Here is a 13520-nt window from a genome sequence, read left to right on the forward strand (position 1 = left end):
CAAGCGCTCACCGCACCATAGTCGACGAGATGCGGGCGGAGGGGCAGTCAGCCGACCAGCTCCGTTGCGGCGGCGTGGCGCCGCAAGCCTTCGCGCAGCCACACCAGGCCGCTATCGTCGGCGCGCGCGCGGTTGAACTGGATCATCTCGCGCATCCGCGGCAGCGGGAAGGGAGGGGGCGCCATCGCGAGCGGCAACTTGTCCATGAACAGTCGTGCCAGGCGCGCATGGACAAGCGCGATCCGATGCGTGCCCGGCAGCAGCCACGGCACCAGCGTGAACGACGTGACCGTCACCTCGATGCGCCGGACGTCGCCGCGCGCGCGGACCGCCTGCTCGATAAAGGCCGGGGTATTCGAGAGCTCCACCACGACATGCCCGGCCGCCCGATACTCCGCTTCGGTGATCGGCTTGGCGAACAGCGGGTTTTCGGCCCAGCCAAGCAGGACATGCTCTTCCTCGAACAGCAATTCGGTCGGGTGGCCGTTTGCCTGGAATTGCTCGGGCGAGATGATGCAGTCGACCTCGCCGCGCTCCATCTGCTCGGTGACGCCGGTATGCGGCGCGATCACCGAGCAGCGTATGTCGGGCGCCTCCACTGCCATTTCGGCCAGCAGCGGCTGCACGGCGATCGAGGTGACATAGTCCGACGCGGCGATCCTGAACCTGCGCCGCGAGGTGCGCGGATCGAAAAGCGTGGACCCGGAAATCAGCGCCTGCGCGCTGGCGACGATTTCGGCGACGCGCGGGGCGAGTTCCTGCGCGTGGGGGCTCGGCACCATCTGCTTGCCATTGGCGACCAGCAACGGATCGTTGAAGGACTCGCGCAGCCGCCGCAGGGCCGCGCTCATTGCCGGCTGGGTGAGATGGAGCCGCTCTGCCGCTCGTGTCACGCTCCGCTCCTCCATCAGCGTGTGGAAGGCGACGAGCAGGTTCAGGTCAAACCGATCCAGGCGCATGCATAAATCCTGTGATTGTATCATCATAAAATATTAGAATTTTGATTGATGTCAAAAACGACCCATCCTGCCTGCCAGCGGACGATCGAAGATCCGCACTATCAGGAGAGTGGATGTGACTCGGGCATGGAGGCGGACCAGTTCGATACTGGCGCTCACGATCGCAGGTATTGCCGCGCAGGCGAATGCGCAAACCGATGGTCAGACGAGGGGCAGCGCTCCGCAGCAGCAGGATGCCAACGGCGAAACCGACCAGCAGGGTCTGCAGGAAATCATCGTCACGGCGCAGCGCAAGGCGGAAAATCTCCAGCGCGCCGGCATTCCCGTGGCCGTCGTCACCGGCGATCAGCTGGTCAGCCGCGGCCTGACCAGCTCCAACGAACTGGGCAATTCGGTGCCCTCGCTCAGCGCACAGCCCCAGGGGGGCGCCAACACCGTCTTCTTCCTGCGCGGCGTCGGCAATTTCACGGTCAACGGCTACAGCGATCCGGCAGTCGCGTTCAATTACGACGGGGTGTATCTAGGCAGGGCAACGTCCACCTCGGGCATCTTCTATGATCTCGAACGGGTGGAGGTACTGAAGGGGCCGCAGGGGACGCTCTACGGGCGCAACGCTACCGCGGGCGCGATCAACGTGTTGCCGACCCGCCCCAGGATCGGCGAAAACAGCGGCTTCGTTACCGCCAGCTACGGCAATTACGACGCGGTCAACGTCCAGGGCGCGATGAACATCGCGATGGGCGAGCATGGTGCGATGCGCGTCGCCGGCAACCTGGTGAGCCGCGACGGCTACCAGACCGACGGCACCAGCGACGAAAAGACCCAGGCACTTCGCGTCCAGCTGCTCGGCGAGTTGACGCCGGACCTCACCGTGCGCGTCGGCGGCGACTTCTCGCACAGCGGCGGCAAGGGGCCAGGTTCCACCTATGCCGGCCGCATCGTGTTCAACGGTACGAGCAACCAGTTCGTCCCGTCGGGCTTCGGGGCCGATAGCGGCCTGTTCTCAGCCGACGCCCAGGCCTATCGCCAGACGCTGTTCAGCGGGCTCTCCGGCCGCACGCTGGCCCCGCTCGACCTGCAGCCCTATCTCGACAACAATTATTACGGAGCCAATGCGGAGATCAGCCTGCGCACCGGGGCCGGTACGCTGACGGTGATCCCGTCCTGGCGCTACGCCAAGCTCGACAATCGCTTTGCCGTCCCGGCCTTTTACGGCGATGTCGCCGAGACCGATGAGCAGAAGAGCCTGGAGATCCGCTTCGCCGGCAACCGCATCGGCCTGTTCGATTACATGCTCGGGGCTTATTATTTCGACGAGTCCGTCGCAGCGACCTATCTGTATGCGCAGCAGGCACTGAACGCCTATCAGCAGTTCACCTCCGCCACCAAATCCTATGCCGGGTTCGGGCGGCTCACCGCCAATTTCGGCGATCGGCTGCGGCTGATCGGTGGCCTGCGCTACACCAAGGACGACAAGGACTTCAACGGCCGCGCCGACGTGTTCCTCGTTCGCTGCACGGTCGCGGTGCAGGGCCGGCCGAGCTGCCCCACCGCGCCGCTGCTACCCTCGAGCGGGCGCTATCAGGACCTGCCCGGCACGGTGTATCCGAACGTGCCGGACAACCAGGCCCGGCCGATCGGCACGACCGGCGCGCTGCTGATCCACGCCGTCACCCCGGTCGCGACCACGCTGTCGAACGACCGCTTCACCTATCATCTGGGCGCGGAGTTCGATGTCGGACCGCACTCGCTGCTCTATGCCAATTACGAGACCGGCTATCGCTCGGGCGGGTTCGCGCTGTCGGCCGGCTACGAGACGTTTCAGCCCGAATATATCGACGCCTACACGATCGGCATGAAGAACCGGTTCTTCGACAACCGGCTGCAGCTGAACCTCGAGGCGTTCCTGTGGAAGTATCGGAACCAGCAGGTCAACCACACCGGGATCGACAGGAACGGCAATCAGGGGCAGTTCACCGAGAATGTCGGCAAGTCGACCAACAAGGGCGTCGAAGTGGATGCCCAGCTGCTCGCGACGCAGACCACGCTGCTGAGCGTCAACGTCCAGTATCTCGACGCGAAGTACGACAATTTCGTCTATCGCGAGCCGATCGGCGCGACGCCGCCGATCACCGGCTGTCCCTATCGTGCGAGCGCCACCGCCGGCATGTACGACATTGATTGTTCGGGCCGTACCGCCTTCCAGTCGCCCAAATGGACGATGAACCTGGGTGCCCAGCAGACGCTGCCGCTGGGCGCGTACAAGGCGGTGCTGTCCGCCGACACGCAGTATCGGTCCAGCCGGGTGGTGGGCTTCGAATATATGCCCAACCAGCTGGTCGGCGCGACCTGGGTAAGCAACGCCCAGATCGCCTTCGGGTCGGCCGACGATCGCTGGTCGATCGCCGCCTATGTCCGCAACATCGAGGACGAACGCTACCAGGCGAGCGCGCAGATCTACAGCGCCGGTTCGGCCGCGCTCGCCGTGTATTCGCCGCCGCGCACCTATGGCGTGCGGGTGACGTCGAAATTCTAGGAAGGTCGGCATGCAGTCTCTCAACATTCTCGTCATCGGCGGCGGCATTGGCGGTCTCACCGCCGCCATTGCGCTGCGCCGGAAGGGCTTTGCGGTCGACGTGATCGAGCGCGACCCCGACTGGTCGGTGTACGGCGTCGGCATCATCCAGCAGGCCAATGTCCTGCGCGCGATGAAGGCGCTGGACCTGCTCGACGATTATCTCGGCGCTGGCGTCGGGTTCGATGCCGTGGAGATCTTCCGTCCGGACGGCGTGAAGGTCGCACGGGTTCCCGCTCCCCGCCTCTTGGAGGGCTATCCCGCCAATGTCGGGATCGGCCGGCGGGCGCTGCACAAGGTGCTGGGGGACCGCACGATCGCGCTCGGCGCGGACGTGCGCCTGGGCATCACGGCCGAGACGATCGTCGACGATGGCGAGCAGGTTGCGGTCACCTTCTCCGATGGCAGCAGCGGGATCTACGACATCGTGATCGGCGCCGACGGCGTCTATTCGCAGACCCGCCAAACCCTGTTCCCGGAGGCCGAGCGCCCGCAATTCACCGGGCAGGCGGTGTGGCGCTACAATTTCCCGCGCTTTGCCGATCTCGATGCGCTGCAGGTCTATAACGGGCCGACCGGCGTGGGGTTCGTGCCGATCAGCGATGCGCTGATGTACATGTACGTGACCACGCCCGAGCCGGACAATCCGCGCTACCCGCGCAACGGGCTGGCGGCGACGATGCGGGCAAAGCTCGCCGCCTGCGCGCCGGCGATCCGCGACCTGGCCGAACAGATCACCGACGATGACGGCGTGGTCTATCGGCCGCTCGAAGGCATGCTGATAGAAGGGCCGTGGCATCGCGGCCGGGTCGTGCTGCTCGGCGATGCGGTGCACGCGACGACCCCGCATCTGGGGCAGGGCGCGGGCATGGCGATCGAGGACAGCCTCGTCCTCGCCGAGGAGCTGGAGCGCGCCGAGACGGTAGCGGATGCCTTCACCGCCTACCGCGCCCGCCGCTTCGATCGCTGCGCCTATATCGTCCGCCAGAGCCTTTCGATCTGCCACGGCCAGCTCGGCAAGGGACCGCCGGTCGATAACGCCAAGGCGACCGCCGAGATGTTCGCCGTCACCGCCCAACCCATCTGACCCTTCCCAGGAAACCCGATCATGACCCGCGTTACCGAGATCCGCTATGTCGGCTATGCCGTCACCGACTTCGACGCCGAGAAGCGCTTTTACGAGGAGATATGGGGCCTGGAGCCCGTGCCGAGCGAGGACGGCCTGGCCTGGTTCAAGGCGCAGGGACATGACGAGCATCATGTCGTCCGCCTCCGCCCTGCCGAAGAGAACCGGATCGACGTCATCGCGCTGTCCGCCGATAGCCCCGCGGATGTCGACGCACTCCACGCGCGGGTGACCGAGGCCGGCTGCACGGTCGCGCGGGCACCCGCTGCGCTTGCCACGCCGGGCGGCGGCTATGGCTTCCGCTTCTTCTCGCCCGACGGCCTGTTGTTCGAAGTCTCCAGCGATGTCGCGCGCGGCCAGCGCCGTGAGATCGCCCGCTGGGACGGCGTGCCGGTCAAGATCAGCCACATCGTGCTGCACTCGCCGAACCATCAGGCGGCGGTGCAGTTCTTCGCCGACGTGCTCGGCTTCAAGGTGAGCGACTGGCTCGGCGACTTCATGTGCTTCCTGCGCTGCAATTCGGCGCATCACCGCATCGCGCTGCTGCCCGGGCCCGCCTGCCTCAACCATGTCGCCTATGACATGGAGGGGATCGACGGCATGATGCGCGGCGCGCACCGGCTGAAGCTCAACGGCATCAACATCGGCTGGGGCCCCGGGCGACACACCGCCGGCAACAACACCTTCAGCTATTTCGTGACTCCGAGCGGCTTCGTCACCGAATACACCTCCGAGCTGGAGGAGGTCGATTTCGAGGCGCACCAGCACCAGGTCTACACCCCCGCGCCGCTGATCATGGACCAGTGGGGCATCGGCACCGGCGGCCCGCAGACGCTGCCGCATCCCGCACCCAATCCCGGCCTGTTCGTGGCGGCGGAGGCCTGATCCCATGGCGTTGTTCGAATATTTCCCCAACTATATCTGGAACCTGTCGGTCGCGATCGCGATGGAGAGCGGCGGCCAGATCGGCGAACTCGTCGACATGTGCCAGCCGATCAAGGACGCGGCAGCGAGCGGCGCCGATGCCGGCACGCCGCAGTTCATGGCCCGGTGGGTCGCGATGGCCGACAAGCTGATCGACCTTGCCGCCGAGGACGAGGCACGGGGCCGGGCCTTCTCCGCCTCGACCAAGCTGGAGCGCGCGGCGCTGTATCTGTTCACCGGCGAGCGGATGCAGGGCCATGGCCACCCCGGCCGCAAGGAAACCTATGCCAAGGCGCGCGCGACCTTCGATCGCTCGACCGCACTCGGCAAGCTCAACCGCGAGCGGGTGGAAATCCCGCTGGAGACCGGCACCATGCCGGCGCTCTATACCCGCGCACCGGGCGATGGCCCGAAGCCGGTCGTGGTCTATTGCAACGGCCTCGATAGCTGCAAGGAGCTGCTCTACTGGTCGCGCCTGCCCGAGGCGCTGGCGCGGCGCGGCATCTCCACGCTGTGTGTCGACCAGCCAGGCTCGGGCGAGGCGCTGCGGCTTCAGGAGCTGCCCGTCGATCCGCATTCGGAGCACTGGGCCTCGAAGGCAGTCGACTGGCTGGAGCTGCAGAGCGACGTCGACCCGAAGCGCATCGGCATGACGGGGATCTCGCTCGGCGGGCACTTCGCGCCGCGCGCGGTCGCCTACGAATCCCGCTTCGCCTCGGGTGCCTGCTGGGGCGCCAATCACAACTGGGCCGAGGTGCAGCAGAAGCGCCTCAAGCGCGAGGGCGAGAACCCGGTGCCGCATTACTGGGCGCATGTGATGTGGGCCTTTGGTGCGGCGGACATGGACGACTTCTTCGCCAAGGCGGAGACCATGAACCTGAACGGCCATATGGGCGGCGTGACGGTGCCCTTCCTCGTCACCCACGGCGCCGAGGATCGCCAGATCAGCGTGCAGTATGCGCATGATTGCTATGATCAGCTGGTCAACAGCCCGAAGCGCGAGCTGAAGATCTTCACCGCGCGGGAGGGCGGGGTGGAGCATGTCGGCGCGGACAACATGTCCTATGGCCGCGACTATATCGCCGACTGGTTCGCCGAGACGCTGGGCGGGCACGCCGCATGAGCGCTGCGGCAGGAGCGCAGGTCGCGTCCAGCCGGCACGCGATCCTGCTGATCCTCACCGCGATCATGCCCACCATGGGTATCGTCGCGCTGGTCCCGGTGCTGCCGTTGCTGCTGCGCGAGTTCGCATCCGCGCCGGGATCCGAGGTGCTGGTGCCCGTGGCGCTGACCATCCCGGCGCTGTGCATCGCGGTGTTTTCGCCGGTGGCGGGGGCGCTTTCCGATCGGCTGGGGCGCAAGCCGGTGCTGCTCGTGTCGATGCTGGTCTATGGCGTAGTCGGCGCGCTGCCGCTGCTGCTCAACGATCTTATCGCGATCATCGCCGCGCGGGCGGTGCTCGGGCTGGCGGAGGCGGCAATCATGACCGTTTCCACTGCGATGCTCGGCGATTATTTCGACGACGCCCGGCGCGAACGCTGGATCTCCGCCCAGATGGCGTCGGTGAGCCTCAGCGCGATCCTGCTCGTCGCGATCGGCGGCGCACTGGGCGAGGCACTGGGATCGCGCGGGCCGTTCCTGCTCTATCTCGTCGCCCTCCCGATCGCGATCGCCGTCGCCGCCATCCTGTTCGAGCCGGTGCATCGCGCCGCCCGTGCCGAGCCCAAGGCACGGTTGCCGCTCGGCACGCTCCTGCCGGTGCTGCTGATCACGCTTGGGGTGGGCGTGCTGTTCTACACGATCATCGTCCAGGTCGGTCCGATCGTCGCGCGCAGTGGCGTCACCTCGCCGGCGCTGATCGGCATCGCGGCCGCAGGCACCAATCTTGGTGTAGCGATCGGCAGCATCCTGTTCGGCCGGCTCAAGGCCCATGCCGGGCTGCAGCTGCTCGCCTTGGGGCTGGCGCTGGTGGCGCTCGGCTATGCCGGAACGGCACTGGCCCCCGGCTTCCCCGCGATCACCGGCTTCGCGATCCTCGCCTGTATCGGCAGCGGCCTGATGCTGCCCAACATGCTCGCCTGGCTGATGCGTCGCCTGCCCGCCGCCGCGCGCGGGTCCGGCACCGGCGCGTGGACGGGCGCCTTCTTCCTCGGCCAGTTTGCGGCGCCGCTGATCGCCACGCTTCTGACGCCCGCCACGGGCGGCCTGTCGCAAACCCTGCTGCTCTATACCGGGCTGGCGCTGGCGGGGGCGATAGCCGCCCTGATAGCCAGTAGCCGCCCCTCCGCACTCACTACCGCCTGAAGGATTTTGTCGATGGAAAAGTCTGTTCGCCGCGTCGTCACCGGCCATGATGCCCAGGGGCGCGCGATCATCCAGGAAGACGGTGTCGTGCCGCGCGTGCAACGCGTCGGCGGTGCCATCGGCCCGTTGTTCCACGAGGTGTGGAACACCCAGGCCACGCCCGCCCCGATCGACGCGGCCTCGGGCGAGCCGCATGAGGATGGCATCGTCCTCGCGCCGCCGAAGAACGGTACCCGAATTCGGGTGCTCGACATTCCGCCCGAAGGGGACGGCATCCGCAACATGACGCCGGAGGAGGCGCGCGCGCATTTCGCCGAGATCGGCGCAGGGGATGCCTCGGCGCATGGCGAGGGCTCGCGCCATGCGCTGATGCACCGCACCGAAACGATCGACTATGGCATCGTGCTCGAAGGCGAGCTGGTGCTGATCATGGACGAAGGCGAGACGACGGTGCGCGCCGGCGACATCGTCATCCAGCGCGGCACCAACCATGGCTGGGCGAACCGCTCGGACAAGAATTGCCGCATCGCCTTCATCCTCATCGACGGCGCGTTCGACGAGCAGCTGAAGCGCTGACCGTGCGGCTGACGATCACCGGCGCCGACGGCTTTGTCGGCCGGGCGGTCGTCCGGCGGCTGCGCGAGACGGGCGTGGCCGCCGCGCTGCTGCTGGTCGACCGGACCTTTGCCGAGGCGGGTCCGGAGCGCCGGCTGGCCGGGGACCTCACCGATCCGGCGGTGCTGGCGGCCGCGACGCGGGATTGCGATGCGCTCCTCCATCTCGCCGCGCTGCCCGGCGGCGCGGCGGAGCGCGATCCCGCCGCCTCGCGCGCGATCAATCTCGACGTGCCGCTACGGCTGATTGAGGCAATGGCCGGGCGGCGGCTGGTACTTGCCGGCTCCATCGCCGTGTTCGGCGCGGCACCGGCCGGGCCGATCGACGACCAGAGCATGGCCGTGCCCGACAGCGTCTATGGCACCCACAAGCGGATGGTCGAGCTCGCCTTTGCCGATGCGGCGCGGCGGGGCGCGATCGCGGGCGCGGTGCTGCGCCTGCCCGGCATCGTTGCGCGGCCTGCGGCGGCAGCAGGCTTCGGCTCCGCCTTTCTGAGCGACGTGTTCCATGCGGCGGTGGCGGGGCGGCCCTATGTCGTCCCGGTTGCCTCCGATGCGACGAGCTGGGTCTGCTCGGTCCGTAGCTGCGCGGCGAACCTCGTCCGAGCCCTGCTCGGGGACGGTGCCGAGCACGCTCCGGTTACGCTGCCGGCGCTACGGGTGCGAATGGGCGATCTCGTCGACGCACTCGAAGCGCGGCTGCCGGGCGCGACGCTCACCCACGCCGAGAACCCGGCATTGCGCCACGCCTTTGCCAGCTATCCGCCGCTCATCACGTCGCGCGCGGCGGCGCTCGGCTTTACCGCCGAACCCGATGTCGGCGCGCTGATCGACGCGGTGCTGGCCGATCTTTCCCCGAACTCCACACAAGGACCCCCTCCATGCGCCTAGCCACCCGCGACACCGGTACGCCAGACGGTGAACTCGTATGTGTCTCCGCTGATGGCACCCGCTATATGCCGGCAGGCCCCGAAGCCCCGACCCTGCTTGCGGCGCTCGAGCGTTGGAACGACGTCCGCCCGGCACTGCACGCGGTCGCGGCATGCCTGGCGGCGGGCGAGGGCGAGCCGCTCGATCTCGCGACGCTGCGCGCGCCGTTGCCGCGCACTTGGCAGTGGCTCGATGGTTCGGCCTTCCCCACCCATGGCGAGCTGATGCAGCAGGCCTTCAACCTGCCGCCGATCGAGACCGACAAGCCGCTGATGTACCAGGGCATGAGCCACCAGTTCCTGGCACCTACCGAGGATGCGCCGTTCCCCTCCGCCGCCGACGGCATCGATTTCGAGGGCGAGTTCGGCGTGATCACGGGCGCGGTGCCGATGGGCTGCCCGGTCGAGGACGCGCTGGCGCATGTGCGGCTGATCGTGTTGATCAACGACTGGTCGCTGCGCACCATCGCGCCGATCGAGATGAAGACCGGCTTCGGCTGGGTGCAGGCCAAGCCCGCCTGCAGCCTTGCGCCCTTCGCGGTGACGCCGGACGAGCTCGGGGACGCGTGGCACGACGGGCGCGTCTGTCTGCCGCTGACCGTGACCGTCAACGGCGCATGGTTCGGCAGCCCCAATGGCAGCGCCATGGCCTATGGCTTTCACGAATTGATCTCCCATGCCGCACGGACGCGCAGCCTGCCGGCGGGTACGATCCTCGGATCGGGGACCGTCTCCAATGCCGACCACGCCGTGGTCGGATCGACCTGCATCTCCGAACGCCGGGCCATCGAGAAGATCGCGCATGGCGCGTTCCGGACCGGCTTCCTCGAGGATGGCGACCGGGTGGCGATGCAGGTGGGCGAGGATGCCGCCCCCTTCGGCAGGATTGACCAGCGCGTGCGGCTGATCGGCTGAGCGCGGTCAGTCGCCCGGCCAGTGGCGAACGAACCAGTCGCTGATCAGCTGCGCGACCGCCTCGGGCCGCTCTACCGGTAGCATGTGCCCCGCATCGGCGAGGACGTGCAGTTCGCCCTGCGGCGCGAGGTCCCGCATGGCCTCGTGCTGGGCAGGGGGCGACCAGCGATCCTGCTCGGCGGCGAGCAGGAGCAGCGGCGCCTTGTAGCCGCGCAGCGGAGTCTCCGCATCGGGGCGCGCCAGCAGCGCTGCGATCTGGCCCTCATAGCTTTCGCGCGTATTGGCGGAGACCATCGCGCGCAGCGCCGGCATCAGCGCCGCAACGCGCTCGGCGGACGCCCCCATCATCGGCGGCAGCCAGGCTTCGGCCAGTGCCTCCATGCCGCCGGACCTCGCACGATCAATCAGCGTCTGGCGACCCGCCGCCTCGCCAGGTGCGGTAGGATGGATCCCGGTGTTGGCGAGGCCGAGGCCGACCACCCGATCGCCGGCCTGGCGCACCGCCTCCAGCGCGACGCGGCCGCCCATCGAATGGCCGATCAGCACCAGAGGGCCCGGCACGCTGTCCAGCACCTGCGCGGCCATGGCCTCGATCGTGCGGAAGCCGGGAAAGGCGAGGATCCGCACATCGTCCGGCGAGGGCAGACGCGTGCGTACCGGCTCCCAGACCTGCGCGTCGCACAACAAGCCGCACAACAGCACCAGCGTCGGCATTTTCGGCATCCCTCCCCGTATATCCTAGCGGCGGAGCCCTTCCGTCAGCCAGCGGGCAGCGGCATCGGGGCTCTGCTTGTCGTGATCGCGATCGACCAGATAATTGGCTTGGCGCATCCGCTCCACCGAAATCGCGCCGATCAGCGGTCGCAGCGCTGCGTGGAAGCGCTGGTCCGCGGCCCGGGCGGGGGCGACCAGCAGGATCGCGTCATAGCCGGGAATCGCGCCCTTTGGGTCCCCGAGCACTGCGAGCTTCTCGGCAGCGATTCTGCCGTCCGAGGAGAATGCCGGGATCACGTCCGCCGTGCCGCTGGTTAGCGCCCGGTACATGAAGGTGGGCTGATAGGGGTGGGCCTCGGCGAAGCGGAGGCCATAGGCCGCCTGGACGGCCTTCCATTCGGAGCGCTCGAGAAACTCGATGTCGGTCGCCAGCTTCAGCGACGGCGCGACCCGCGCGAGATCGGCGATGGTCGCGATGCCGCGCCGGCGGGCGTCCTCGCCCCGCATGACGAACGCATAGGCGTTCTCGAAGCCGAGGGGCCCGAGCAGCGTGACGTTGTCGGTGCGTTTGGCCCATGCGGCCACGCCGCGAACGATCGCGTCGCGGGGCGGCACGTCGTGGCGGCGCATCTGGTTGGTCCAGATCGTCCCCGAATAGTCGACATAGACGTCGATCGCGTTGCTCGCCAACGCGCCATAGGCGACGCCGGAGCCAAGACCCTCGCGATAGCGGACATGGTAGCCCGCGGCCTCCAGCCGGGATCCGATGACGCGGGCAAGGATATATTGTTCCGAAAAGCCCTTGGCGCCGATCGTCACCGTGCCGCGCGTCGCCGGCCAGGCGGGTGCCAGCGCGACGACGGCTGCGGCAACGAGCACGCCGAGGCTCAGCCAGACCAGGGCCCGGCGCCGACGCGCGATGCTCCACTCGGCCAGCCCCAGCAGCGCATCGACCGCAAGGGCGAGACCCGCCGCGGCCACGCATCCGACCAGCACCAGCGTCCAGTTCTGCGTCTGCAGCCCGGCGAAGATCAGATCGCCCAGGCTCGGCTGGCCGACGGTGGTGGACAGCGTCGCTGCGCCGATCGTCCACACCGCGGCAGTGCGGATGCCGGCCATCACCACCGGCGCAACCAGCGGCGCCTCGACCAGGCGTAGCTTTTGCCAGCGCGTCATGCCCACGCCGTCTGCGGCCTCGCCGATGGCCGGATCCAGCGTGACCAGCCCAGTGACTGCATTCCGCAGGATCGGCAGCAGCGCATACAGCGTAAGCGCGAGCAGCGAGGGCAGAAAGCCCAGCGCGGGGATGCCCCCGCCGACCAGCGCGGAAAGCGACAGCAGCAGCGGATAGAACAAGGCGAGCAGCGCGAGGCTGGGGATCGTCTGGATCAGGCTCGCCATGCCCAGCGCGACCCGCGCCACGCTGCGATGCCGGGCCGACAGAACCGCCAGCGGCAGGCTGATCGCGATGCCGAGCAGCAGCGCGGCGAAGGCGAGCAGCAGATGCTGCGCGAGCAACTCGGGCACGCGGGTGAGAGCGGCACTCATCGGGCGAGCGCCGCCAGCCGCTCGGCCTGTTCCCGCGGCACCGCGACGAGCGCGTCGGCCACCGGCCCCCCCTGGCCGGTCAGGAGCGCATGCGGCGTCGCATCGCCGACCAGCCGGCCAGCCTCCATCACCAGAATGCGGTCGGCGAGCAGCAGCGCCTCGGCCATGTCGTGGGTCACGAGGATGGTGGTCAGCCCCATCGAATCGTGCAGGGCGCGGATCGCCTTGCCCAGCGCGTCCCGGGTAACCGGATCGAGCGCGCCAAAGGGTTCGTCCATCAGCAGCAGTCTGGGCCCCGTGGCGAGAGCCCGGGCGACGCCGACACGCTGGCGCTGCCCGCCCGAAAGCGCATCGGGCATCCGGGCCGCCATCTCCTGCGGCAGATCGACCAGGCGCAGCATCTCGGCAATGCGGTCCGCCGGATCGCGCAGGCCGGCCAGCCGCAAGCCGATGGCGACATTCTCACCGACCGTCAGGTGCGGGAAAAGGCCGACATTCTGAAAGACATAGCCGATCCGGCGACGGAGCAGGTGCGGGGGCTCGGCATCCACGGCCACGCCATCGATCGTCACGCGGCCCGCGCTCGGAGCGATCAGCCGGTTGACCATTTTGAGCAACGTCGACTTGCCCGAACCGGAGGCGCCGACGAGTGCGACGAAGGTCCCGCCCGCGATGGTCAGCGAAACGCCGTCCACCGCGCGGGTGCCCTTCGCATAGGCTTTGCTGACCTCCTCAAAGGCTAGGTTGCGCAACGGGTTCGGCATCGGTGAGGGTTGTGGGGGATCGCGCAGCAAAGGTCAAAAGCCCGGGTGCGTGGCGCAAATGCAACAGCGTGCAGCCATAATCCGCCGGCACCGGCCGCTTTGTTGACACTACCCTATTAATATGATTTTTGAGGGGGAGGGCAGCAAT

12 protein-coding genes are annotated in these 13520 nt (G+C 68.0%); 8 read left to right on the plus strand and 4 right to left on the minus strand.

The features are described 5' to 3' along the window. Positions 1-47 precede the first annotated feature (47 nt). A complete protein-coding gene (locus tag OIM94_RS18745; protein ID WP_264610112.1) occupies positions 48-959 on the minus strand; it encodes a LysR family transcriptional regulator in 912 nt (303 codons plus the stop codon). Positions 960-1074: 115 nt separating this feature from the next. Between OIM94_RS18745 and OIM94_RS18750 the strand changes: the two genes are divergently transcribed. From OIM94_RS18750 to OIM94_RS18785, 8 genes are read left to right on the plus strand one after another with little or no spacing between them, the layout of a single operon-like run. After that, complete coding sequence (locus tag OIM94_RS18750; RefSeq protein WP_264610113.1) at positions 1075-3495, plus strand: TonB-dependent receptor; 2421 nt, start codon at positions 1075-1077, stop codon at positions 3493-3495. A 10-nt stretch (positions 3496-3505) separates the two neighbouring features. After that, a complete protein-coding gene (locus OIM94_RS18755) occupies positions 3506-4621 on the plus strand; it encodes an FAD-dependent oxidoreductase (protein WP_264610114.1) in 1116 nt (371 codons plus the stop codon). Between the two features lie 21 nt (positions 4622-4642). After that, the gene (locus tag OIM94_RS18760) at positions 4643-5545 is read left to right on the plus strand and encodes a VOC family protein (protein WP_264610115.1); all 903 of its coding nucleotides are present in this window, start codon (positions 4643-4645) and stop codon (positions 5543-5545) included. Between the two features lie 4 nt (positions 5546-5549). Continuing rightward, a complete protein-coding gene (locus OIM94_RS18765; RefSeq protein WP_264610116.1) occupies positions 5550-6707 on the plus strand; it encodes an alpha/beta hydrolase family protein in 1158 nt (385 codons plus the stop codon). Beyond that, entirely contained in the window at positions 6704-7888 is a 1185-nt protein-coding gene (locus tag OIM94_RS18770; RefSeq protein ID WP_264610117.1) for an MFS transporter, read from the plus strand. The genes OIM94_RS18765 and OIM94_RS18770 overlap by 4 nt, the downstream gene beginning before the upstream one ends. Positions 7889-7900: 12 nt before the next feature. Beyond that, positions 7901-8464 (plus strand): cupin domain-containing protein, encoded by a 564-nt coding sequence (locus tag OIM94_RS18775; protein ID WP_264610118.1) that lies wholly within the window; start codon positions 7901-7903, stop codon positions 8462-8464. A gap of 2 nt (positions 8465-8466) precedes the next feature. Next, complete coding sequence (locus OIM94_RS18780) at positions 8467-9393, plus strand: NAD-dependent epimerase/dehydratase family protein (RefSeq protein WP_264610119.1); 927 nt, start codon at positions 8467-8469, stop codon at positions 9391-9393. Continuing rightward, the gene (locus OIM94_RS18785; protein ID WP_264610120.1) at positions 9384-10346 is read left to right on the plus strand and encodes a fumarylacetoacetate hydrolase family protein; all 963 of its coding nucleotides are present in this window, start codon (positions 9384-9386) and stop codon (positions 10344-10346) included. Before OIM94_RS18780 ends, OIM94_RS18785 begins: the two co-directional genes overlap by 10 nt. Before the next feature lie 6 nt (positions 10347-10352). Here OIM94_RS18785 and OIM94_RS18790 read toward each other — a convergent pair whose 3' ends face one another. Genes OIM94_RS18790 through OIM94_RS18800 form a run of 3 tightly spaced genes read right to left on the minus strand, consistent with a single transcriptional unit; the run spans position 10353 to position 13372 of the window. Further along, positions 10353-11060: an alpha/beta fold hydrolase gene (locus OIM94_RS18790; protein ID WP_264610121.1), complete on the minus strand. Its 708-nt coding sequence runs from the start codon at positions 11058-11060 to the stop codon at positions 10353-10355. Between the two features lie 24 nt (positions 11061-11084). Further along, the gene (locus OIM94_RS18795; RefSeq protein WP_264610122.1) at positions 11085-12608 is read right to left on the minus strand and encodes an ABC transporter permease/substrate-binding protein; all 1524 of its coding nucleotides are present in this window, start codon (positions 12606-12608) and stop codon (positions 11085-11087) included. Continuing rightward, positions 12605-13372, minus strand: coding sequence for an ATP-binding cassette domain-containing protein (locus OIM94_RS18800; RefSeq protein WP_264610123.1), 768 nt, complete (start codon positions 13370-13372; stop codon positions 12605-12607). The genes OIM94_RS18795 and OIM94_RS18800 overlap by 4 nt, the downstream gene beginning before the upstream one ends. Positions 13373-13520 lie beyond the last annotated feature (148 nt).

Source organism: Sphingomonas sp. R1, from assembly GCF_025960285.1.
Lineage (GTDB): Bacteria > Pseudomonadota > Alphaproteobacteria > Sphingomonadales > Sphingomonadaceae > Sphingomonas.

Coding starts and splice junctions, on each gene's coding strand:
- OIM94_RS18745 (WP_264610112.1), bottom strand. CDS start 959: ATGCGCCTGGATCGGTTTGACCTGAACCTGCTCGTCGCCTTCCACACG.
- OIM94_RS18755 (WP_264610114.1), top strand. CDS start 3,506: ATGCAGTCTCTCAACATTCTCGTCATCGGCGGCGGCATTGGCGGTCTC.
- OIM94_RS18760 (WP_264610115.1), top strand. CDS start 4,643: ATGACCCGCGTTACCGAGATCCGCTATGTCGGCTATGCCGTCACCGAC.
- OIM94_RS18765 (WP_264610116.1), top strand. CDS start 5,550: ATGGCGTTGTTCGAATATTTCCCCAACTATATCTGGAACCTGTCGGTC.
- OIM94_RS18770 (WP_264610117.1), top strand. CDS start 6,704: ATGAGCGCTGCGGCAGGAGCGCAGGTCGCGTCCAGCCGGCACGCGATC.
- OIM94_RS18775 (WP_264610118.1), top strand. CDS start 7,901: ATGGAAAAGTCTGTTCGCCGCGTCGTCACCGGCCATGATGCCCAGGGG.
- OIM94_RS18785 (WP_264610120.1), top strand. CDS start 9,384: ATGCGCCTAGCCACCCGCGACACCGGTACGCCAGACGGTGAACTCGTA.
- OIM94_RS18790 (WP_264610121.1), bottom strand. CDS start 11,060: ATGCCGACGCTGGTGCTGTTGTGCGGCTTGTTGTGCGACGCGCAGGTC.
- OIM94_RS18795 (WP_264610122.1), bottom strand. CDS start 12,608: ATGAGTGCCGCTCTCACCCGCGTGCCCGAGTTGCTCGCGCAGCATCTG.
- OIM94_RS18800 (WP_264610123.1), bottom strand. CDS start 13,372: ATGCCGAACCCGTTGCGCAACCTAGCCTTTGAGGAGGTCAGCAAAGCC.